17 protein-coding genes and 4 tRNA genes are annotated in these 21,252 nt (G+C 61.1%); 15 read left to right on the top strand and 6 right to left on the bottom strand.

Going from position 1 to position 21,252, the window contains the following annotated elements:
- Positions 1-8 precede the first annotated feature (8 nt).
- Complete coding sequence (locus tag J1N02_RS03845) at positions 9-314, top strand: protealysin inhibitor emfourin (protein WP_115486901.1); 306 nt, start codon at positions 9-11, stop codon at positions 312-314.
- A 2-nt stretch (positions 315-316) separates the two neighbouring features.
- On the opposite strand, the gene J1N02_RS03840 is transcribed toward J1N02_RS03845, so the two are convergent.
- The 3 genes from J1N02_RS03840 to J1N02_RS03830 all read right to left on the bottom strand — a co-directional run bounded on the left by J1N02_RS03840 (position 317) and on the right by J1N02_RS03830 (position 3,604).
- Complete coding sequence (locus J1N02_RS03840) at positions 317-673, bottom strand: response regulator (RefSeq protein WP_108573820.1); 357 nt, start codon at positions 671-673, stop codon at positions 317-319.
- A gap of 23 nt (positions 674-696) precedes the next feature.
- The gene (locus J1N02_RS03835) at positions 697-2,139 is read right to left on the bottom strand and encodes an ATPase domain-containing protein (RefSeq protein ID WP_027604055.1); all 1,443 of its coding nucleotides are present in this window, start codon (positions 2,137-2,139) and stop codon (positions 697-699) included.
- 73 nt (positions 2,140-2,212) lie between these two features.
- Positions 2,213-3,604 (bottom strand): aldehyde dehydrogenase family protein, encoded by a 1,392-nt coding sequence (locus J1N02_RS03830; RefSeq protein ID WP_421147160.1) that lies wholly within the window; start codon positions 3,602-3,604, stop codon positions 2,213-2,215.
- 103 nt (positions 3,605-3,707) lie between these two features.
- On the opposite strand from J1N02_RS03830, the gene ptrR reads away from it, so the two are divergent.
- The gene (gene ptrR, locus J1N02_RS03825) at positions 3,708-4,580 is read left to right on the top strand and encodes a putrescine utilization regulator PtrR (RefSeq protein ID WP_098479026.1); all 873 of its coding nucleotides are present in this window, start codon (positions 3,708-3,710) and stop codon (positions 4,578-4,580) included.
- On the opposite strand, the gene J1N02_RS03820 is transcribed toward ptrR, so the two are convergent.
- Positions 4,577-4,786, bottom strand: a complete 210-nt coding sequence (locus tag J1N02_RS03820) for a hypothetical protein (protein ID WP_016970937.1) — start codon at positions 4,784-4,786, stop codon at positions 4,577-4,579. The genes ptrR and J1N02_RS03820 overlap by 4 nt on opposite strands.
- Before the next feature lie 101 nt (positions 4,787-4,887).
- Complete coding sequence (locus tag J1N02_RS03815; RefSeq protein ID WP_027604058.1) at positions 4,888-6,084, bottom strand: amino acid aminotransferase; 1,197 nt, start codon at positions 6,082-6,084, stop codon at positions 4,888-4,890.
- 342 nt (positions 6,085-6,426) lie between these two features.
- Here J1N02_RS03815 and uvrB point away from each other — a divergent pair, with 342 nt between their 5' ends.
- The 13 genes from uvrB to J1N02_RS03750 all read left to right on the top strand — a co-directional run bounded on the left by uvrB (position 6,427) and on the right by J1N02_RS03750 (position 17,922).
- Positions 6,427-8,442 carry an excinuclease ABC subunit UvrB gene (gene uvrB, locus J1N02_RS03810; RefSeq protein ID WP_027604059.1) on the top strand — a complete coding sequence of 672 codons (2,016 nt, stop codon included), beginning with the start codon at positions 6,427-6,429 and terminating at the stop codon, positions 8,440-8,442.
- Between the two features lie 133 nt (positions 8,443-8,575).
- Positions 8,576-10,057, top strand: coding sequence for a glutamate--tRNA ligase (gltX, locus tag J1N02_RS03805; protein ID WP_005789780.1), 1,482 nt, complete (start codon positions 8,576-8,578; stop codon positions 10,055-10,057).
- A 147-nt stretch (positions 10,058-10,204) separates the two neighbouring features.
- A tRNA-Ala gene (locus J1N02_RS03800) sits at positions 10,205-10,280 on the top strand.
- Positions 10,281-10,358: 78 nt separating this feature from the next.
- Positions 10,359-10,434 (top strand) — tRNA-Glu (locus J1N02_RS03795).
- A 50-nt stretch (positions 10,435-10,484) separates the two neighbouring features.
- Positions 10,485-10,560, top strand: a tRNA-Ala gene (locus J1N02_RS03790).
- A 78-nt stretch (positions 10,561-10,638) separates the two neighbouring features.
- Positions 10,639-10,714 (top strand) — tRNA-Glu (locus J1N02_RS03785).
- 182 nt (positions 10,715-10,896) lie between these two features.
- The gene (locus tag J1N02_RS03780) at positions 10,897-11,436 is read left to right on the top strand and encodes a TetR/AcrR family transcriptional regulator (RefSeq protein ID WP_027604060.1); all 540 of its coding nucleotides are present in this window, start codon (positions 10,897-10,899) and stop codon (positions 11,434-11,436) included.
- A gap of 14 nt (positions 11,437-11,450) precedes the next feature.
- Positions 11,451-12,284 (top strand): alpha/beta hydrolase, encoded by an 834-nt coding sequence (locus J1N02_RS03775; protein ID WP_027604061.1) that lies wholly within the window; start codon positions 11,451-11,453, stop codon positions 12,282-12,284.
- 39 nt (positions 12,285-12,323) lie between these two features.
- The gene (locus J1N02_RS03770; protein ID WP_027604062.1) at positions 12,324-12,758 is read left to right on the top strand and encodes an acyl-CoA thioesterase; all 435 of its coding nucleotides are present in this window, start codon (positions 12,324-12,326) and stop codon (positions 12,756-12,758) included.
- Positions 12,759-12,813: 55 nt separating this feature from the next.
- Positions 12,814-13,773, top strand: coding sequence for a tRNA dihydrouridine synthase (locus J1N02_RS03765; RefSeq protein WP_027604063.1), 960 nt, complete (start codon positions 12,814-12,816; stop codon positions 13,771-13,773).
- 487 nt (positions 13,774-14,260) lie between these two features.
- The gene (locus J1N02_RS03760; RefSeq protein WP_421147159.1) at positions 14,261-15,541 is read left to right on the top strand and encodes a hypothetical protein; all 1,281 of its coding nucleotides are present in this window, start codon (positions 14,261-14,263) and stop codon (positions 15,539-15,541) included.
- Positions 15,542-15,638: 97 nt separating this feature from the next.
- Positions 15,639-16,595, top strand: a complete 957-nt coding sequence (locus J1N02_RS03755; protein ID WP_043293333.1) for a hypothetical protein — start codon at positions 15,639-15,641, stop codon at positions 16,593-16,595.
- 70 nt (positions 16,596-16,665) lie between these two features.
- Complete coding sequence (locus J1N02_RS03750; RefSeq protein WP_421147158.1) at positions 16,666-17,922, top strand: hypothetical protein; 1,257 nt, start codon at positions 16,666-16,668, stop codon at positions 17,920-17,922.
- Positions 17,923-17,925: 3 nt separating this feature from the next.
- Here J1N02_RS03750 and J1N02_RS03745 read toward each other — a convergent pair whose 3' ends face one another.
- Entirely contained in the window at positions 17,926-21,204 is a 3,279-nt protein-coding gene (locus tag J1N02_RS03745; RefSeq protein ID WP_027604066.1) for an EAL domain-containing protein, read from the bottom strand.
- Positions 21,205-21,252: the final 48 nt, after the last annotated feature.

The raw sequence follows: 21,252 nt of genomic DNA, 5'->3' as shown, positions 1-21,252 counted from the left end.
GAACAGCCATGCAAATTTCGATCAAGGAAAACGGCGGGCCGGCGTTTTTTCCGGGTTTGACCCAGCCTCGTACGGTGGAGTTGAACACGTTGCCCGAGCCGGACCAGCAAGAGTTGCGGCAACTGATCGAGGCTTCAAACTTCTTTCAGTTGCCGCAGAGCACCACGCCAGAGCCCGGAAATCCGGGCCAGGTGCACTACACCCTGACCGTGAAGGAAGGCCAGCAGGAACATACGGTGTGCGTGCTCGCGCCGGTGAAGTCGCAGGCGCTGGATGGGCTGGTGCAGTGTGTGCGCCGGCATATCCGCAGTTGAGGTCACCCCAGCAGTTCCTTCACCTTGGTAATGAGCTTGTCGATGTCGAACGGCTTGTCCAGCACCGCATCGAACAGGTCCGAGCGCTGCATGCCGATATGGGCCTGCGCGCCGCTGATCAGGATAATCGGCAGGTGCTTGACGGCCGGCAGCGCGCGCACCGCTTCGGCGAACTCCTCACCGTCCATCACCGGCATCATGAAATCGGTGATGATCAGCGACGGCCGTTCTCGCTCCAGCACCTCCAGCGCCTTTTTCCCATTGCCAGCTGTGACGACCATGAACCCCTCATCTTCCAGTGCGTAGGCAAGGATATCGGCGATCAAGTACTCGTCATCGACGACCAGGATAGTGGCCATGTCAATTCAACCTACCCAAAGACTTAAAAAGCTGAACCAGGCAGCGCTGAATTGGATGCAACTGAGGGGGCATTTGTTGAAACCTTTCTTAAGTCAACGGCTTGGTCACGGATCACCACCTCCAATAATGAGGGGTCATAAAAGCTGTCTCTGACCTTAAGAATGGAAAGCGTCCTTCTAAGTTCAGACTGAATCTCGAAGAAACGCATAAGCATGAGGTTGTCGGCAATGCTCGACAGTTCAGACGCGGGGGAAGTGACCTCCGCGCCGAACAGATCATGCATCTCCCACGTGGCGAAGACCGTGACGCCCCTGGCGCGCAGTTCGTTCATCAGTGCGCTGTAGAAATCGGTGATACGTGCCGGGTTGTTGGAGACGCGGGTCATGCCGCTCAAGCTGTCGATGAACAGGCGCTTGATGCCCTTTTCCTCGACCAGGCGCAGCAATCGCGCCCCCAGCCCGTCCAGCAGGCCTTCGGTGGTGGGCTGCCAGGCGATGGTCAGTGCGCCGCTGTCTTCCATCTTCTGGATATCGATGCCCAGGGATTGGCCTTTGAGCCGCAGGCGCTGAGGGCTTTCGTAGAAGCCGAAGTGCAGGCCGGGGGCGTCTACCGTCGATTCCGAGAGGAACTTGAGGCCCAGGGTGGTCTTGCCGATGCCCGACGGCCCCATGACCAGGGTCACGCTGGAACTGTGCAGCCCGCCGCCGAGGATGCCGTCCAACGAGTCGATACCGCTGGCGATGCGCGTCAGGTCGGCGCTGTCGGGCGCGGACGGCCGGCCATAGAGGCTTTCCAGGCGCGGGTACACCACCAGGCCGTCGTCGTTGATTTCACACTCGTGCAGGCCGGTGAGCGCGCCGCTTCCGCGGGTCTTGCGTAACTGGATACGGCGCACGGAACGGGTGCCGAACAGTTCCTCGCCCATTTCGATCACGCCATCGACCATGGTGTGCTCGGGGCTGCCGTCATCCAGGCGTGAGCTGGTGAGGAACAACACCGTGCAACCGGCGAAGGCGGCATGCCCTTGCAGTTCGGAAATGAATTTTTTCGTGTCGATCGGCGAGTCGGCCTTGGAACGCGCGTTCAACAAGCCGTCCACCACCATGACGGTGGCCCTCTGCCTGCTGATCTCACGCCTGAGCAGCTTGACCACTTCGTCGAGGCCTTCGTTTTCCAGGGTGTCGAAGGCGCTGACAAACTGGATTTCGGCGCCGACACGGGAGGCGTCAAAAAAGCTCAGGGTAGAGAGGAACTGGAAAAGGCGGTCGTGGGATTCCGCCAACAGCGTGGCAACCAGGACTCGGCCGCCATTACGCGCGTGATGAAACCCCAGCTGGTTGGCAAGGATGGTTTTACCTGAGCCGGGGCGGCCCTGAATGATGTAGGACGCCCCAGACACCAGCCCTCCCTTGAGCAGAGCGTCCAGCCCTTCGATTCCGCTTTGAAGGCGATTTAGCTTTTCCACAGTGCGATCCTGACCCTAAAAACATGCTGTTAAGCCGAGTGGACAGAATGCTAACGCCATTTGTTCACTGCTGCTACTTGCGATCCAGCCATACGGTCTGCGCATTGCAGAATTCGCGCAGGCCAAAATGCGACAACTCGCGCCCGAACCCGCTCTTCTTCACGCCGCCAAACGCCACCCGAGGGTCGGACACGCTGAACGCATTGATGAAGATCCCGCCGGTTTCCAGCTGGTTGGCGATGTCGCGGGCCTTGGCCGGGTCGGTGGTGAAGAGGCTGGCGGTGAGGCCGAACTCGCTGTCATTGGCCAGGGCCACGGCGTGGTCGGCATCGCGGGCGGTGATGATCGACGCCACGGGGCCAAACAGTTCCTGTTTGAACGAAGTCATCTGGTCGGTGACGTCGGCCAGTACGGTCGGCTCATAGTAGTTGGCGGCACCGGCGACTTTGTGGCCGCCCAGCAGCAGGGTGGCGCCTTCTTCCAGGGTGGCCTGGACCTGGCCGTGCAGCTCGTCGCGCAGGTCGAAGCGCGCCATCGGGCCGACGTAGGTGCTGGCCGAGGTCGGGTCGCCCATCACCAGCGCGCGGCTGGCTTCGACGAACTTGGCGGTGAAGGCGTCCACCACGCCGGCTTCGATGATCAGGCGCTTGGCGGCGGCGCAGACCTGGCCGCTGTTCTGGAAGCGGCCGATGACGGCGGCCTGCACGGCGGCGTCGAGGTCGGCGTCGTTGAGCACGATGAACGGGTCGGAGCCGCCCAGTTCCAGCACGCATTTCTTCAGCGCGGCGCCGGCCTGGGAGCCGATGGCCATGCCGGCGCGTACGCTGCCGGTGAGGGTGACGGCGGCGATGCGCGGGTCGGCGATGGCGGTGGAGACGCCGTCCTGGGTCACGTTGATCACTTCGAACAGGCCTTCGGCGAAACCGGCTTTCTGCAACGCCGCTTTCATCAGGTAGGCGCTGCCCATCACGTTCGGCGCGTGTTTGAGCACGTAGGTATTGCCGGCGAGCAGGGTCGGCACGGCGCCGCGCAGCACTTGCCACACCGGGAAGTTCCACGGCATCACGGCGAGGATCGGGCCCAGCGGGCGGTATTCGATGTGGGCGCTGCCGTTGTCCACCAGGGTGGGTTCCGGGGCCAGCATGGCCGGGCCGTGGGCGGCATACCACTCGCTGAGCTGGGCGCATTTTTCGATTTCGGCGCGGGCCTGGGTGATGGGCTTGCCCATTTCCAGGGTGATCATCTGCGCCATTTCTTCGGCTTGATCGCGCAGGGCGCCGGCCAGGGCCAGCAGCAGTTCGGCACGCTGGCTGACTGGCTGGCGGCGCCAGGTGCGGAAGGCTGCGGTGGCGCGGTCGAGGGCTGCGTCCAGTTGCGCGGCGTTTTCGTAGGGATAGCTGCCGACGGTTTCGCCGGTGGCGGGGTTGATCGACAGGGCGTGGGTCTGGTGGGAAATAGCGTTCATGGCACCGTCCGGCTGAAAGAGTGGAATGGGTTCAGCCTACGGGGATGCATGTTTTCTGGAAACTGAATAATATTAAGCAATACATTCACGATTGGAGAATGACTTGGACCTGGTGCAGCTGGAAATCTTCAAGGCCGTTGCCGAGCAAGGCAGCATCAGCGCCGCCGCACAGTTGATTCATCGGGTGCCGTCGAACCTGACCACGCGCATCAAGCAACTGGAGCAGGATCTGGGCGTGGAATTGTTTATCCGCGAGAAGAGTCGCCTGCGCCTGTCGCCCGCCGGATGGAATTTCCTCGGTTATGCGCGGCGTATTCTCGACCTGGTGCAGGAAGCCCGCGCGACGGTGGCGGGGGAGGAGCCCCAGGGCGCATTTGCCCTGGGCTCCCTGGAAAGCACGGCGGCGGTGCGCATCCCGGCGCTGCTCGCGGCCTACAACCAGAAGCACACCAAGGTCGAGCTGGACCTGAGCACCGGGCCTTCAGGCACGATGATCGAGGGCGTATTGTCGGGACGGCTGGCGGCGGCGTTCGTCGATGGGCCGGTATTGCATGCCACCCTGGAAGGCGTGGCGGTGTTCGAGGAGGAGATGGTGGTGATTGCGCCGCTGCACCACGCGCCGATCACGCGAGGGCAGGATGTGAACGGGGAGAGCATCTACACCTTCCGCTCCAACTGTTCCTACCGGCACCATTTCGAGCGCTGGTTCGCACAGGACGGCGCGGTGCCGGGGAGGATCTTCGAGATGGAGTCCTACCACGGCATGCTCGCCTGTGTCAGCGCCGGGGCCGGCCTGGCGCTGATGCCACGCAGCATGCTGGAAAGCATGCCGGGGTTTACCACGGTGAGCGTGTGGCCGCTGACGGACAGTTTTCGCACCCTGCATACCTGGCTGATCTGGCGCCGGGGCACGGTGTCGCAGAGTTTGAACAGTTTTGTGAAGTTGCTGGAAGAGCAGGGTGTGGCGTCGGCCTAGCCGCCGAACTGGAAGGTGCCCATGGCCAGCTTGGCCATGATTGCCGTCGCGCCCAATTGCACCAGCCACAACGCCAAACCGCCCAGGAACACCCCCAGCGCCACCTGCAACACCAGGCTTTTCTGGCGCTTGGCTTGGGGCGCGCGCGGGGTGTAGTCGTGCAATTCGTCGCGGTCGGCGCGCAGGTCCAGATCGTCGTTTCTCATAGGGCTCTCACAGCAAAGGGGCAATCAGGGTTCAGTCTAGTGGGTTCGCCAATAAAAAGGGGGAAGCCATCGGCTTCCCCCTTCGTATGACGCCGTCAGGCTTATAGAACCTGAACAATCGCCTTTGTTACCGCAGCAATGTTCGACTGGTTCAACGCCGCCACGCAGATACGCCCGGTATCCAGCGCGTAGATACCAAACTCGCTGCGCAGGCGGGTGACTTGCTCAACGGTCAGGCCGGAGTAGGAGAACATCCCGCGCTGGCGACCGACGAAGCTGAAGTCGTGGCCCGGCGCAGCCTTGGCCAGCTCGGCAACCATCTGCTCACGCATGCCACGGATGCGCAGGCGCATCTCGGCCAGTTCGGCTTCCCACTGGGCGCGCAGCTCAGGGTTGTTGAGCACCGCGGCAACAATCGCTGCGCCATGGGTTGGCGGGTTGGAGTAGTTGGTGCGGATCACGCGCTTGACCTGGGACAGGATGCGCGCGCTTTCTTCCTTGGAGTCGCCGACGATGGACAGCGCGCCCACACGCTCGCCGTACAGGGAGAACGACTTGGAGAACGAGCTGGAGACAAAGAAGGTCAGGCCCGACTCGGCGAACAGGCGCACGGCGGCGGCGTCTTCGTGGATGCCGTCGCCAAAGCCCTGGTAGGCCATGTCGAGGAACGGCACCAGGTTCCGGGCCTTGACCACGTCCAGCACGTTCTGCCAGTCGGCCGGGCTCAGGTCGACGCCGGTCGGGTTATGGCAGCAGGCGTGCAGCACCACGATGGACTGGGGCGGCAGGGCGTTGAGGTCTTCGAGCAGGCCGGCACGGTTCACGTCGTGGGTGGCGGCGTCGTAGTAGCGGTAGTTCTGCACCGGGAAGCCGGCGGTTTCGAACAGGGCGCGGTGGTTTTCCCAGCTCGGGTCGCTGATGGCAACGACGGCGCCTGGCAGCAATTGCTTGAGGAAGTCTGCACCCAGCTTCAGGGCGCCGGTGCCGCCTACCGCTTGCACGGTGGTGACGCGGCCAGCGTTCAGCAGTGGCGATTCAGCGCCGAACAGCAGGGTCTGCACGGCCTTGTCGTAGGCGGCGATGCCGTCGATCGGCAAGTAGCCACGGGCGGCGTGTTGCGCCACGCGAATGGCTTCCGCTTCGGCAACGGCACGCAAGAGTGGAATCTTCCCCTCCTCGTTGCAGTAAACGCCCACGCCAAGGTTGACCTTGGTGGTTCGTGTATCGGCGTTGAATGCTTCGTTGAGGCCCAGGATTGGATCGCGTGGTGCCATTTCGACAGCGGAGAACAGGCTCATTTTGCGGCAGCTCTATGGGGGAAGGGAGGGACGTGTCGCGCTCCAGCCGAATGCACTAGAGCGGTGCACAAACGGGGAGCTAGTATAGAGGCCATCACCGCTGAGGGCGACAACCGAAACGGCTTTTCGGCCAAGTTTTTCGGTTTATTTGCCGACCGTTAGTCTTATTGCAACATTGATCAACCACGGCAGACAGGACGACTGCCTTGAAACCCGTCACATTCGCCACCACTTCTACAGCTATCATGGTTTTTTCCTACGACCTGCTCTGAAACTTCGCGGGTTGTGGTCTTTTTCGTCCCCGACGGGTTTACAGTCTGGGGTGACTTCAAGAGGTACGTTATGTCGGATTTCCAACTAGTCACCCGCTTTGAACCTGCCGGCGACCAGCCCGAGGCCATTCGCCAGATGGTCGAAGGCATCGAGGCCGGCCTGGCGCACCAGACGCTGCTCGGGGTGACCGGTTCGGGCAAGACCTTCAGCATCGCCAACGTGATTGCGCAGATCAACCGCCCCACGCTGGTGTTGGCTCCGAACAAGACCTTGGCCGCGCAGTTGTACGGCGAGTTCAAGGCGTTCTTCCCGAACAACGCGGTGGAATACTTCGTTTCCTACTACGACTACTACCAGCCCGAAGCGTATGTACCGTCCTCCGATACCTTTATCGAGAAGGATGCGTCGATCAACGACCATATCGAGCAGATGCGGCTGTCGGCGACCAAGGCGCTGCTGGAGCGCAAGGATGCGATCATCGTCACCACGGTGTCGTGCATCTATGGCCTGGGCAGCCCGGAAACCTATTTGAAGATGGTGCTGCACGTGGACCGCGGCGACAAGCTCGACCAGCGCGAGCTGCTGCGCCGCCTGACCAGCCTGCAGTACACCCGCAACGACATGGATTTTGCCCGCGCCACCTTCCGCGTGCGTGGCGATGTGATCGACATCTACCCGGCCGAATCCGACCTGGAGGCGATTCGCATCGAGCTGTTTGACGATGAGGTCGAGAGCCTGTCTGCCTTCGATCCGTTGACCGGCGAGGTGATCCGCAAGCTGCCGCGCTTCACTTTCTATCCGAAAAGCCACTACGTGACCCCGCGCGAAACCCTGATGGGCGCCATCGAGGGCATCAAGGTCGAGCTGGCCGAGCGCCTGGAGTACCTGCGCGCCAACAACAAGTTGGTGGAAGCCCAGCGTTTGGAGCAGCGCACGCGCTTTGACCTGGAGATGATCCTCGAGCTGGGCTACTGCAACGGCATCGAAAACTACTCGCGCTACCTCTCGGGCCGTGAGTCCGGCGCGCCGCCGCCGACCCTTTACGACTACCTGCCCGACGACGCACTGCTGGTGATCGACGAATCCCACGTTAGCGTGCCGCAAGTGGGCGCCATGTATAAGGGCGACCGTTCGCGCAAGGAAACCCTGGTGGAGTACGGCTTCCGTCTGCCGTCGGCACTGGATAACCGGCCGATGCGCTTTGACGAGTGGGAAGCCATCAGCCCGCAGACCATCTTTGTGTCGGCCACGCCGGGCAACTACGAGGCCGAGCATGCCGGCCGTGTGATCGAGCAACTGGTGCGTCCCACCGGCCTGGTCGACCCGGAGATCGAAATCCGCCCGGCGCTGACCCAGGTCGACGACTTGCTCTCGGAAATCACCAAGCGCGTGGCGCTGGAGGAGCGTGTGCTGGTCACCACGCTGACCAAGCGCATGTCCGAAGACTTGACCGACTACCTCGCCGACCACGGTGTGCGCGTGCGCTACCTGCACTCGGACATCGATACCGTGGAGCGCGTGGAAATCATCCGCGACCTGCGCCTGGGCACCTTTGATGTGCTGGTGGGCATCAACCTGCTGCGCGAAGGCCTGGACATGCCGGAAGTGTCGCTGGTGGCGATCCTCGATGCAGACAAGGAGGGCTTCCTGCGCTCCGAACGCTCGCTGATCCAGACCATCGGTCGCGCGGCGCGTAACCTCAATGGCCGGGCGATTCTCTACGCGGACCGCATCACCGGTTCCATGGAGCGGGCGATTGGCGAGACCCAACGCCGTCGCGACAAGCAAATAGCCTTCAACCTGGAAAACGGCATTACGCCCAAGGGCGTGTTCAAGGACGTTGCCGACATCATGGAAGGCGCCACCGTGCCGGGCTCGCGCAGCAAGAAGCGCAAGGGCATGGCCAAGGCCGCCGAGGAAAGCGCCAAGTACGAAAACGAACTGCGCTCGCCGAGTGAGATCACCAAGCGGATTCGCCAGTTGGAAGAGAAAATGTACCAGTTGGCGCGCGACCTGGAGTTCGAGGCCGCGGCGCAGACCCGCGATGAAATTGGCAAGTTGCGCGAGCGCCTGCTGGCGGTTTGATTGGTGGTGACTTGACCGGCCTCATCGGGGGCTTGCCCCCGATGGCTGCGCCTCGGTTTTCCAGAAATCACCCAGGCTGTTACCATTCGCCCCTTGTTTCAATTTCAGTTATATCGCCCATTCGAGACCTGCCATGACCACCGTCCGCACGCGCATCGCGCCATCGCCTACTGGGGATCCCCACGTCGGCACTGCCTACATCGCCTTGTTCAACTACTGCTTTGCCAAGCAGCACGGCGGTGAATTCATCCTGCGGATCGAAGACACCGACCAACTGCGCTCCACCCGCGAGTCGGAACAGCAGATTTTCGATGCCCTGCGCTGGTTGGGCATTACCTGGGCCGAAGGCCCGGACGTCGGCGGCCCGCACGGTCCGTATCGCCAGAGCGAGCGCAGCGACATCTACAAGCAGTACACCCAGCAATTGGTGGACATGGGTCATGCGTTCCCATGTTTCTGCACCGCTGAAGAACTCGACCAGATGCGCGCCGAGCAACAGGCCCGTGGCGAAACCCCGCGCTACGATGGCCGCGCATTGCTGCTGTCGAAAGAGGAAGTGGCTGCCCGCCTGGCCGCCGGTGAACCTCACGTTATCCGCATGAAGGTGCCGAGCGAAGGCGTGTGCGTGGTGCCGGACATGCTGCGCGGTGACGTCGAGATCCCGTGGGACCGCATGGACATGCAGGTGTTGATGAAGACCGACGGCCTGCCGACGTACTTCCTGGCCAACGTGGTCGACGACCACCTGATGGGCATCACCCACGTACTTCGCGGTGAAGAATGGCTGCCATCGGCGCCGAAGCTGATCCTGCTTTACGAATACTTCGGCTGGGAACAGCCGCAGTTGTGCTACATGCCGCTGCTGCGTAACCCGGACAAGAGCAAGCTGTCCAAGCGCAAGAACCCGACCTCGGTGACGTTCTACGAGCGCATGGGCTTCATGCCCGAAGCGATGCTCAACTACCTGGGGCGCATGGGCTGGTCGATGCCGGACGAGCGCGAGAAGTTCTCCCTGCAGGAAATGGTCGATAACTTCGACCTGTCCCGCGTGTCCCTGGGCGGGCCGATCTTCGATATCGAGAAACTCTCGTGGCTCAATGGCCAGTGGCTGCGTGATCTGCCGGTGGAAGAATTCGCCAGCCGCGTGCAGCAATGGGCGCTGAACCCTGAATACATGATGAAGATCGCGCCGCTGGTGCAGGGCAGGGTGGAGACGTTCAGCCAGGTCGCACCGTTGGCCAGCTTCTTCTTTGCCGGTGGCGTTAACCCGGATGCCAAGTTGTTCGAATCGAAGAAACTCTCTGGTGACCAGGTTCGCCAGTTGATGCAACTGATCCTGTGGAAGCTGGAAAGCCTGCGCCAGTGGGAGAAGGACGCGATCACTGCGACGATCCAGGCGGTGGTGGAATCCCTGGAGTTGAAATTGCGCGATGCCATGCCGCTGATGTTTGCCGCGATCACCGGGCAGGCCAGTTCGGTGTCGGTGCTGGATGCGATGGAAATTCTCGGCCCGGACCTGACCCGTTTCCGCCTGCGCCAAGCCCTTGATTTGCTTGGTGGTGTATCGAAGAAAGAAAACAAAGAGTGGGAAAAGCTGTTGGGCGCTATCGCTTAAGCAGTCCGTTGCAGCGACGAAACCCAGGTTTTCCGGGGTTTCGTCGGTAAGTGATTGTTATCCCGGCAAAAAATTTTGGAAAATGTTGAAAATAAATTTGACACCTTTCCAAACCGCCATTAAGATTCGCCCCGTCCTCACCGATGAGGGGCTATAGCTCAGCTGGGAGAGCGCTTGCATGGCATGCAAGAGGTCAACGGTTCGATCCCGTTTAGCTCCACCAATCTACAGGTTCAAGGTCTGGCCACACCGTCCTTGAATCGATCAGCTCTCAGCGCTGGTCAGCTGTACAGAAGGTTTTGTCCCCTTCGTCTAGTGGCCTAGGACACCGCCCTTTCACGGCGGTAACAGGGGTTCGAGTCCCCTAGGGGACGCCAGTTTCAACAAGCAGTTCGAAAGGTCTGCTGCGCCGCGAGGCGAAAAATCCGGGGCTATAGCTCAGCTGGGAGAGCGCTTGCATGGCATGCAAGAGGTCAACGGTTCGATCCCGTTTAGCTCCACCAATTTACAGGTTCAAGGTTTTGGCCACTCCATCCTTGAATCGACCAGTCTCAGCCTGGTCAGTTGTATAGAAGGTTTGTGTCCCCTTCGTCTAGTGGCCTAGGACACCGCCCTTTCACGGCGGTAACAGGGGTTCGAGTCCCCTAGGGGACGCCACGATTACCCGCTCTGCGGGATTTTTAAGGGTCATTCAATTATTGAATGGCCCTTTTGTTTGTCTGGCGTTTGGCCAATTCTCTCTCCCCATTCCCTTTGCTCTGCTGACCAGTGGTCATGCTTGTCGCTTGCTAAATATTATTATGGTAATAATATTCAACCCATGAAAGTCGGAGGCAACGATGAGCGATAAAAAAGCGCAAACCCGCGAACGTATTCTGCAAGCCGCCAGCGCTGCATTGACCCAGCGTGGTCCGGCCGAGCCTAGCGTGGGCGAAGTCATGGGCGCGGCGGGGCTGACCGTCGGTGGTTTCTACGCGCACTTCGAAAGCAAGGACGCCTTGATGCTGGAGGCGTTCACCCAGTTGTTGGCGCGGCGGCGTGCATCTATCGACGATATGGACGCACAGCTGACGGGAGAAGAGCGCAGGGGCCTGGTGGCGGCGTTTTATCTGTCACGCAAGCACCGCGATTCTACAGTCCAGGCATGCCCGATCCCGGCCACCGTGGGCGAGATGGCGCGGCTGCCGGACGCCTTCCGCGAGGCGCTGAGCGAGCATGTGGAACTGATGGCGGCCCAGCTTGCCGCGAGTCCCGAAGACACTGACAAAGCCTTGGCTGATATGGCGTTGATGATCGGCGGGCTGGCCTTGGCGCGTGCCCTGGGGCCGGGCGAGTTGTCGGACCGAGTGTTACGCGCGGCCAAGTCGGCTGTGCGCTAGAAGAGGGTGCGAGGATGGGCGCGTTAACCTGGATTCGTCGCTTCAACGGCACCGTTGGACACCTGGCACCGCAAACCGTGGCCAACAAGATGCGGCGTGCCTTCATGACGCCACGCGACCTGCCGCCACGTGACTGGGAGCTGCCGCTGCTGGCGCAATCGGAGCGCATCACCTTGCGTTTCGGCCTGTCGGCCCTGCGCTGGGGCCAAGGCCCTGCGGTGTTGTTGATGCACGGCTGGGAAGGCCGGCCAACCCAGTTCGCCAGCTTGATCACCGCGTTGGTAGGCAACGGTTACTCGGTGATTGCCCTGGACGGTCCGGCCCATGGTCGTTCGCCGGGACGGGAAGCTCACGTGCTGCTGTTCGCCCGAGCCATGCTGGAGGCGGCTGCCGAACTGCCGCCGCTGCACGCCGTGATCGGCCATTCCATGGGCGGCGCCAGTGCGATGCTGGCAGTGCAGTTGGGGCTGCGTACCGAGGCGTTGGTGAGCATCGCCGCACCGTCGCGCTTCCTGGATGTGCTGCGCGGCTTTACCACCATGGTCGGTCTGCCGGCGCGGGCACGCTCGGCGTTTATCCAGGAGGTGGAGTTGACGTTCGGCATGCCGCTCAAGCACCTGGATGTGGCCCACTACCAGATGAATATCCCCGGCCTGATCGTGCACGCCGAAGACGATACCTTTGTTCCGGTCAAGGCGTCTCAAGCCATCCACGAAGCCTGGTTCGACAGCCGCCTGCTGCGCCTGGAGCAAGGCGGGCACCAGAAAGTGCTGGCCGATCCCCGGGTGATCGAGGGCGTGCTGGCGCTGTTGGCCGGCTGTCGTCTACAGGACCGGCAAACCGCCTGATACACTGCTCCCGCCGACATCAATCGACTGGAGCAAGGCATGGGCTGGGATTTGGCAACGCCGTTTATCATCGATCTGCAGGTCGCCCCTGAAGACATCGACGGCCTGGGGCACGCCAATAATGCGGTGTACGTGTCCTGGCTGGAGCGCTGCGCCTGGCGCCATTCCCAGCGCCTGGGGCTGGACCTCACCGAGTACCGCCGCCTGGACCGTGCCATGGCCGTGGTGCGCCATGAAATCGATTACCTCGCGGCAGGCTACGAAGGCGATGAGCTGCAGCTGGCCACCTGGATCGTCGATTGGGACCAGCGCCTGAAGATGACCCGTCGTTTCCAGCTGGTACGCCCGCGTGACGGTGCGACCTTGCTGCGGGCGCACACCACCTTTGTCTGCATCGAATTGTCCAGCGGCAGGCCCAAGCGCATGCCGGCCGAATTTCTCGACGGTTATGGTCCCGCCCTGACAGGGGGTTAACGGTTGCCGCGGGAAACCCAGTAAACTGCGCCACGATTTTTGTTGAGTGTTTTCCATGCAAATTGCTTTGGCGCCCATGGAGGGGTTGGTCGACAACATCCTGCGGGACGTGTTGACCCGCGTGGGCGGTATCGACTGGTGCGTGACCGAGTTCATTCGCGTCAACGACCGCCTGCTCACCCCGGCGTATTTCCACAAGCTCGCCCCGGAACTGCTGCACGGTGCCCACACCGCAGCCGGTGTGCCGTTGCGCGTGCAATTGCTCGGTTCCGACCCGGTATGCCTGGCGGAAAACGCCGCCCTGGCCTGCGAGCTGGGTTCCGAGGTGATCGATCTGAACTTCGGCTGCCCGGCCAAGACCGTCAATAAGTCCCGCGGCGGTGCGGTGCTGCTCAAGGAGCCGGAGCTGCTCAACCAGATCGTCGAACACGTGCGCCGTGCCGTGCCGGCCCATATCCCGGTGACCGCCAAGATGCGCCTGGGCTTCGACAGCCCGGATGGCGCGCTGGTGTGTGCCACGGCCCTGGCCGAAGGCGGTGCGGCGCATATCGTGGTGCATGCGCGTACCAAGACCGATGGCTACAAACCGCCCGCCCACTGGGAATGGATTCCGCGTGTGCAGGAGGTGGTCAAGGTGCCGGTGTTCGCCAACGGCGATATCTGGAGCGTCGAAGACTGGCGGCGCTGTCGGGAGATCAGTGGTGTTGAAGACATCATGCTCGGTCGCGGCCTGGTGGCGCGTCCGGACCTGGCCCTGCAAATCGCCGCCGCGCGTGCAGGCGAAGACGTCGTGGAAATGACCTGGGCGCAAATGCAACCCATGCTCCAGGACTTCTGGACCCAGTCGGTCGCACAGTTGACCGAGCGCCAGGCCCCTGGCCGGTTGAAGCAGTGGCTGGCAATGCTGACGCGCAACTACCCCGAAGCTGTCGCGCTGTTTACCGCCTTGCGCCGCGAGACAGAACTGGAGCAGGTCAGCCGGTTGTTGGGGATGGATACTCCGGTCGCCGCCTGACCTTTCACCGCGCTGTGTCGAACGCCTGATATGTTTCACAGAAGGCTCCTTGTCGAAAGACAAGGAGCCTTCTGCGTTTAAAAGTCTTTGGATAAGGACTGAATCATTCTGCACGTTCTGGTGACTGTTCCTGCGACGCTTTGATGATTGCGGGTGAATGTTCTGTGCGTGTGAATTATCACAGTTCAACTATTAGTGGTGTGTTCAGTTATGTCTCTTAATTGCATGTCCAGCACTTTATGAGTGGGTATGTCTGTTAGTACGGCGCCGGTGCGCGATGAATCAAGGTTTTCTTGGAATGACCATGGGGTAAAGTCTGAAAATTCACGTTGGTTTCCTTATGTGAGGCGCGATTTCTGGAACTCGATAGTCTCACGCTCCACGAAGTAGGGACTGTAAGGCAGCGCTGTTGTTTTCCAGTACATATAAATCCTGTCGCCACTCCTGGCGTGTAACCGCCGGGCGGCGCCCACTAAGGAGCGTATTCATGTCCATCTCGATTAATGGTTCACCCTCTGTAAAGGTTGAGACCCCACGTCATCATTTGCTGCCATCGACACCTGTTAAAAACAATGAGCCGCTGAGTTCTTCCAAGGCGGATCCAATATGGATTTCGCCTGCGCTTCGGCCTGATATTGCCCGAGCGCCTCACGGTGAAATGATGATCAACGCCGGAGCATTTTCAAAATTGTTCGACATGCTTGAGCAAGTCTTCAAAACCATGCGTGAGATGGTGTCGGGGAGAAACATGACCCCCGCCCTGGCCACACATTCCGATAAAACACCCAAGCACACGCCGGATATGACGACCCTGCTGAAAGTGAAGGCAGATCCAGCTCAGTTGACGGCGGTCAAGTCGGATACGACGACCCTGCTGAAAGGGAAGGCAGACCCAGCTCAGTTGACGGCGGTCACGTCGGATACGACGACCCAGTTGAAAGCAAAGGCAGATCCAGGCAAGTTGCCGCAGGCCGCGCCGGCCATGATGACTCAGCTGAAAGCAAAGGCAGAGCCCGCTCAGTTGACGGCGGTCACGTCGGATGCGACGACCCAGCTGAAAGCAAAGGCGGAACCAGCCACGTTGCCGGGGACCACCCCGGACCTGGCGACCCAATTGAAAGTGAAGGTGGAACCAGGCACAACGCCCAGGGCTACATCGGATACGACGAACCAGCTGACAGTGAAAGTCGACAAAGGGACGCTTCAGTCGGTCCCTGTGCCCCATGTCAACGTGAGCAACGACTCGAATGCGCAGGTCAAGGTAGAGCTCAATATCGGCAATTGCCACTGTCCTGATACCCATGTGGAGCGCGACGGAGGAGGGGTCAATCCTCTTTCGGTGCCCACCCCCGGGGTGACTCCACAACCCGATGCCAAGGTGCCGCCCATCAGGCCTGAGGTACGGCTTAATGCTCACCCGTTGCACAGGCTCGACGTGACTCCACGGCACGACACCAAGTTGCCGGACACCAAGTTGTCGGACACCAAGTTGTCGGACTCCAAGGCTCCTGACGCCAAGGTGACACCACCCTCCAAAGCCAAGTCTTCAGGCATCCATCCTGGCGCGCTGCACCGGCTTGAATCGACGCCCCTGCCCGGAACTACACCGCGACCTGACACAAAGACCGTGACCTCGACCGATAACAGGCAGAAGGATATTCCAGATCAGTCAAAGCCCGAAGCGGACGTCACCAGTCCTGGCCCTGCTGAAAATGAGACTGACTTCAAGGGGTGGGCCTTTATCAACCGTCGTCGGTTAGGAAACTGATTCCTGCCATTGCGTCGCAACTTCTTGGATAAATAAAACGGTGTTTCTCCGGGCGGCACAGCGCTTGGAGAAATACTCGGAAAGTGGAGTGAACACCATGTCGTATTGTTCGATTCATAATATTGCGCGCGTAGTGAATGTTCGTCAGGCGTATAACAGAAACTTGCCGGCGGCCGTCAACGAACCTGCACCTTCCTATCGGTTTAAATCTATCGAGTTTGGTACAGGCGCTGCATCTGCTACCGCAGGCGGGCCACGCGGTCAGGCGGCGATAGGCGCCGATCCAGATCCGGCTGCCAGCGTTATTGCGTTGTTCACTTCGTTTTTTACGCAGTTATTTAATCTTCTAACGAGTAAAACGGATAAGTTGGTTCCCGATAGTACGCCGCGCCCTCAGGTAAATCCGACCGTCGAGCCCGTCGTGCCGCCGGAGCCGCAACCCAAACAGTATGTGCCTATACCGAACCTGTCGGATAAACGTAATGGCGCAAAACCTGACAATATCTGGAGTGGGTTTCGTCAAGGCCCGGATGGTAACTGTGTCACGGTATCGGCCATCAAGGCAGCCATGTACAAGTTCGGCCAAAGTCCAACGGATATCTATAAAGAGGTGATCAAGACAAGTGATGGTTACCGGGTGACGATGCGCGATGATTTTGTACTTAACTTGACGGATCAAGAGTTAAAAATTGGCGCCGCGGCTTCGCGTTTTATCGGCCGCGATAAAGGCATGCTCAAGGACGCGCAATTCCTGTTCGCCGTCAGTGCCAAGCGTGCGCAGATGGAAAACAACGACGGCTGGGCGAGCCGCAGTTATCCCGCCGGCGTGAGAAGCTTGAACAATGGGGAGGATGAGTTTGGGCCAGGCGAGGGTTTCCTGCGTCTGGGCCTCAGGAAGCACATGAAGAGGGTGAGTGTGCGAGATCTCGCCAGGGGGCAGCTGGGCATGTGCAATCGAGCCTTCCATTCCGTGGCGGTGATCAATGGCCGCGAAGAGATGTATGGGCGCCAGGGTTCCGCGCCGACTCGTGGGGACGCCATCGCATTGGTGTGATGTGCGCGTGCAAGAGGTGCGGCCAGTGCCCTGGCTGTACGTTTTCGTCCAGCCTTGAGTGAGCAGTCCGATGAACACTTTGATTGAGGGGCATCGCACGGTCATTGCAAAACGGCTGCCTGAGCATGGTTCAAGTATGGTCCGCTCCGGGGCCGGGATGAGCCTTGATGGGCCTGTGAATGCATTCGCAGCCGCCGAGCGTCGATTCGGCGAAAATATGGACTGCAGTACTCACGTGGCGGTTATCAAACTGATGATGATGACCCTCGGCCCGCGTCCCTCCGATGTCTTCCACCAGGTAACCCAGGCAGGTGAAGGTTATGCCGTCACCATGAAGGATCAATACAGGGTGCATGTGTCCCAGGCAGAGCTTGAACAGGTCACCCGGGCGTCAAGGTTCACAGGGCAGGACCCTGATGCGCTGAAGCACGCCAACTTCATGTTGGCGGCCTTTGTAAAGCGCAAGCAGCAACTGGGCGGCTACGCGACGTTCGACGCCGCCCTGGCGAAGACCCTTGAGGGCGAGACAAGCAAGCGTTGCCTGGAGGGAATGGGCGTGTATGGGTTGTCGCGATGGGTTGCCGCCCGCGACATGGTCGGCAGGGATTTGGCCTGGGTCCGCCAGACCCATGACTTCGGAGCGGCGCTCGTGGTGGGCGGCGCCAATCACACGCACGGCGAAGGTTACGGTTATGTGCTGTTTGATGATCGTGAGACTCCACCGCAGCGTGACGGGGGCCTGGCTCAGGTATCGGAAAGTATCCGGCACGCCGATATCTGGAGCGGTTTTTATCAAGGTGTGGAGGGCAATTGCGTGACGGTGTCGGCGATCAAGGCGGCTATCACCCGTTTCCCCGAAGGCATCTACACGGCCATCTACAGAACGCCAGCCGGATGCGAAGTGACCATGCGCGATGGCTTCCGGTTGCGCTTGAGCCATGAGGAACTGAGGCAGGCTACCACCGCGTCGAACTTCTATGGCAGCAACCCGGTATTGCTGGATTACGCCAACTTCCTCTATGCCTGCAGCGCCAAGCGGGCGCAGCTGGAGAACAACGATTTCCGTGCGGGGAGAAGCTTTACGGCGGCCCTGGAAACCCTCAACGATGGCGAATACCCCGGTGAGGCTCTCCAGCGCCTGGGCCTGTTCGGTTACATCCGTAACAGCACTGTCGAGGAGTTGGTCAACGGTGCAATCGGTACGATTGCAGACGGTTGGCATTCCGTGGTGGTCGTCAAAGGGATGCTGGACCTGTATGGGCAAAAGTACGCCTTGAACGAGTCGCCCTGGCGGCGCAAAACGCTTACTGCGTTGAAGCTGGTGTAAGGGCTAGACCAACAACCGCCGAAATCCTTCGATCGGCAGTGGCCGACTGTGCAAATACCCCTGGAACAAATGGCAGCCCAGCTTTTGCAGGAACGCCAATTGCTCCGGGGTTTCCACGCCTTCGGCAATCACCGTCAGGTTCAGGCTGCGGGCCATGGCCACGATGGCTCGGATGATTTCGGCGTCGTTGGGGTCATGGGTCGCGTCGCGTACGAAGGACTGGTCGATCTTCAGCGCATCCACCGGCAGGCGCTTGAGGTACGTCAGCGATGAGTAGCCGGTACCGAAGTCATCCATGGCAAAACTGACACCGAGCTTCTTCAGGCGGCGCATCTTCGCCACGGTGTCGTCCAGGTTCTGAATCACGATGCCTTCGGTGATTTCCAGTTTCAGCAGGTTGCAGGGCAGTTGATGCCGCTTGAGGCTGCGCTCCACCCGTTCGACAAAGTCGTTCTGGCGAAACTGCCGGGGGCTGATGTTCACGCACAGGCTGAAATTCAGCGGGTCCACCAAGCCTTCGGCAATCAGCTGTGCAAAGGCGGCGCAGGCCTCGTCGAGGATCCAGGTACCCACTTCGAGGATCAGGCCGCTGTCCTCCAGGACCTTGATGAATTCGGACGGCGACTGCGCGCCCAGCTGCGGATGCTGCCAGCGCACCAGGGCCTCGGCGCCGACGATCCTGTTGCCGCGCGCATCCACCTGGGGTTGGTAATGCACGCTGAACTCGCCGCGTGACAGGGCCAGGCGCAGGTCGGTTTCCATGCGCAGGCGCTCGCTGGCGGCCTTTTGCATGCTGTTATGGAACATCTGCGTGGTGTTGCGCCCCGAATCCTTGGCCCGGTACAGGGCGATGTCGGCGCGCTTGAGCAGGTCCGCCGGGGTCGTGCCATGGTCGGGAATCAACGCCACGCCGATGCTTGGCGTGACCTGCAGGCGATGGCCATCGAGGAACATCGGCTCCGAAAGCAATTCGCGCAGGGTATCGGCCAGTTCCTGCACCTGGGTGCTGACTTGCGTGCGCGTGCCATCCAGGCCGCTGAGCAGTACCACGAACTCATCGCCGCCCAGGCGCGCCACCGTGTCCTCCATGCGCACGCTGGCTTCCAGGCGCGCGGTGACGATTTTCAGCACGGTGTCGCCCACCGGGTGGCCGAGGGAATCGTTGATGTGCTTGAAATGGTCGAGGTCGAGAAACAGCAGGGCGCCGCGCAGGTTATGGCGCTTGAGCAAGGCGATCTGTTGGCTCAGGCGATCCATCAGCAGCGCACGGTTGGGCAGGTTGGTCAGCGGGTCGTGATAGGCCAGGTGACGGATCTGCGCCTGGGCGTTTTTGAGCAGGCTCACGTCCCGCGCGGTCAGCAGCAGGCACGGGGTTTCATTGAGGGTGATCGGCTCGACCGAGACTTCTACCGCCAACACGTCGCCGCGTTTATTGTGCCAGAGCATTTCCAGGTGAGGGATGCGCCCCTTGATCTGCAATTCGGCCAACAAGGCGGAACGCTGGTTTTCATCGGCCCAGATGCCGATCTGGTACAGCGTCAGGCCGATGGCTTCTTCGGCGCGGTAGCCGGTGAGGCGGCAGAAGCCATCGTTGACCTCCACATAACGGCCGGTGTCGCGCTCGGTGATGGAGATGGCGTCGGGGCTGGAATGGAAGGCCTTGGCGAATTTCTCCTCGCTGGCCTTCAGCGCGGCCTCCGAGCGTTGTTGCTGGGTAATGTCGCGCAACGTGGTGACGATGCACGGCTGGTCGCCCACCTTGATCAGCCGGCTGGAAATCATGCAGGTCAGGGTTTGGCCGTTCTTGTGGTGCACCACGATGGCCACATTGCTCAACGCCTGGTCGCGAATCACCTGTTCGATACGCTGCAGGCGTTTGCTTGACTCGTCCCACAGGCCGATCTGCTCGGCGCTCTTGTCGATCACCTCGGCCGCCGTCCAGCCAAACGTCTGGGTGAAGGCGGGGTTGATCTCGATGAACGCGCCACTGTCCAGGCAGGTGACGCAGATGGGATCGGGGCTGGCCTGGAACAGGCTGGCGAACTTTTCTTCGGAGGCGGTCAGGCGTTGTTCGCGCTCCACCTGGTCGGTGATGTCCAGCAGGGTGCCGGCCATGCGCAGCGGCGCCCCTTGCTCGTCGCGGTAGAGGCGGGCGCGGCTTTCCAGGTAGCGCGAGCTGCCGTCTTCCAGTGGCACGCGGTAAGTCAGTTGGTAATTGCCGGCCGGGCCTTCGCGCAGGGTGCGATAAGCGTTGCGCATGTTCTCGCGCTCTTGCCTGGGCATGCCCTCGAAAAACGCTTCGAAGGATTCATGGAAGGGCTCGGGCGGCAGGCCGTGCAGTTGAGCGGCGCGGGCCGAGCCATAGAGCATGCCGGTGGGGATGTGCCAGTCCCACGTGCCCAGTTGCGCCGAGTCCAGGGCCAGGTCCAGGCGCTCCTGGCTGTCCTTGAGGGCATTTTCGGCGTTTTTGCGCTCGGTGGTGTCGAGAAAGGTGCTGATCAAGTAGGCCTCGCCCTCCAGCTCGACCTTTTGCGCGCTGAGGGTGCCATCGTGGATCTGGCCGTTGCTGGCGCAGAACTGCACTTCCATGGTGATGGGTTCACCCTTGCGCTGGGTGGCCTGGACCAGCTGCGCGCGTTGTTCGGGGTGGCGCCACAGGCCCAGGTCCAGGGTGGTGCGGCCGATGGCATCGGCCACCGGCCAGCCGAAGAGCATCTCGAAATACTGGTTGGCTTCGCTGATCAGGCCGTCGGACTGGCGGGTCAACAGCACCATGTTCGGGCACAGGTGAAACAGCGTGGCGAAGCGTTTTTCGGAATGGCTGAGGGCGTGCTCTCGCTCGCGCTGGCGAGTGGTCTCGCGGATCACGCCGATCATGCGGCGCCGACCGGCCTTGTCCGGTGCCAGGCTGCCGTTGATCTCCAACCAGTGATACGTGCCGTCCGGCCATTGGATGTGATGGTGCATGGCCTGCTCGAACGGCTCGCCGGCCAGCACCGCATGAAAGGCGCGCACCACCCGGGAGCGATCCGACGGCGCCAGCAGGTCGAGGTAATCCAGGTCCTTGGGCAGTGGTTGGCGCGGGTCGAAGCCGAACAGCGCCTGGGTGCCCCGTGACCAGCTGATACGGCCCGTGTCGATTTCCCAGCACCACGCGCCCAGCCGGGCCGCATTCAGGGCTGCCAGCAGTTGCGGGGCGCTGTCCCAGCTCTGCTCCGCCTGCTGGGGGTCCAGGGCGTAGATGCGGGGCAGGGGAGGTAGAGGGTCGACAGGGTTGCGCATTATCAAAGGGCCTTGGCTCGATGGGCAAACAGCGCGGTTTTATTCACA

Origin of the sequence: Pseudomonas sp. NFX5 (genome assembly GCF_049132125.1) — a bacterium.
GTDB classification, from domain to species: Bacteria; Pseudomonadota; Gammaproteobacteria; order Pseudomonadales; family Pseudomonadaceae; genus Aquipseudomonas; species Aquipseudomonas marginalis.
Note: the sequence above shows the minus strand (reverse complement) of the source record. Positions and strands in the feature narration are given on the sequence as shown.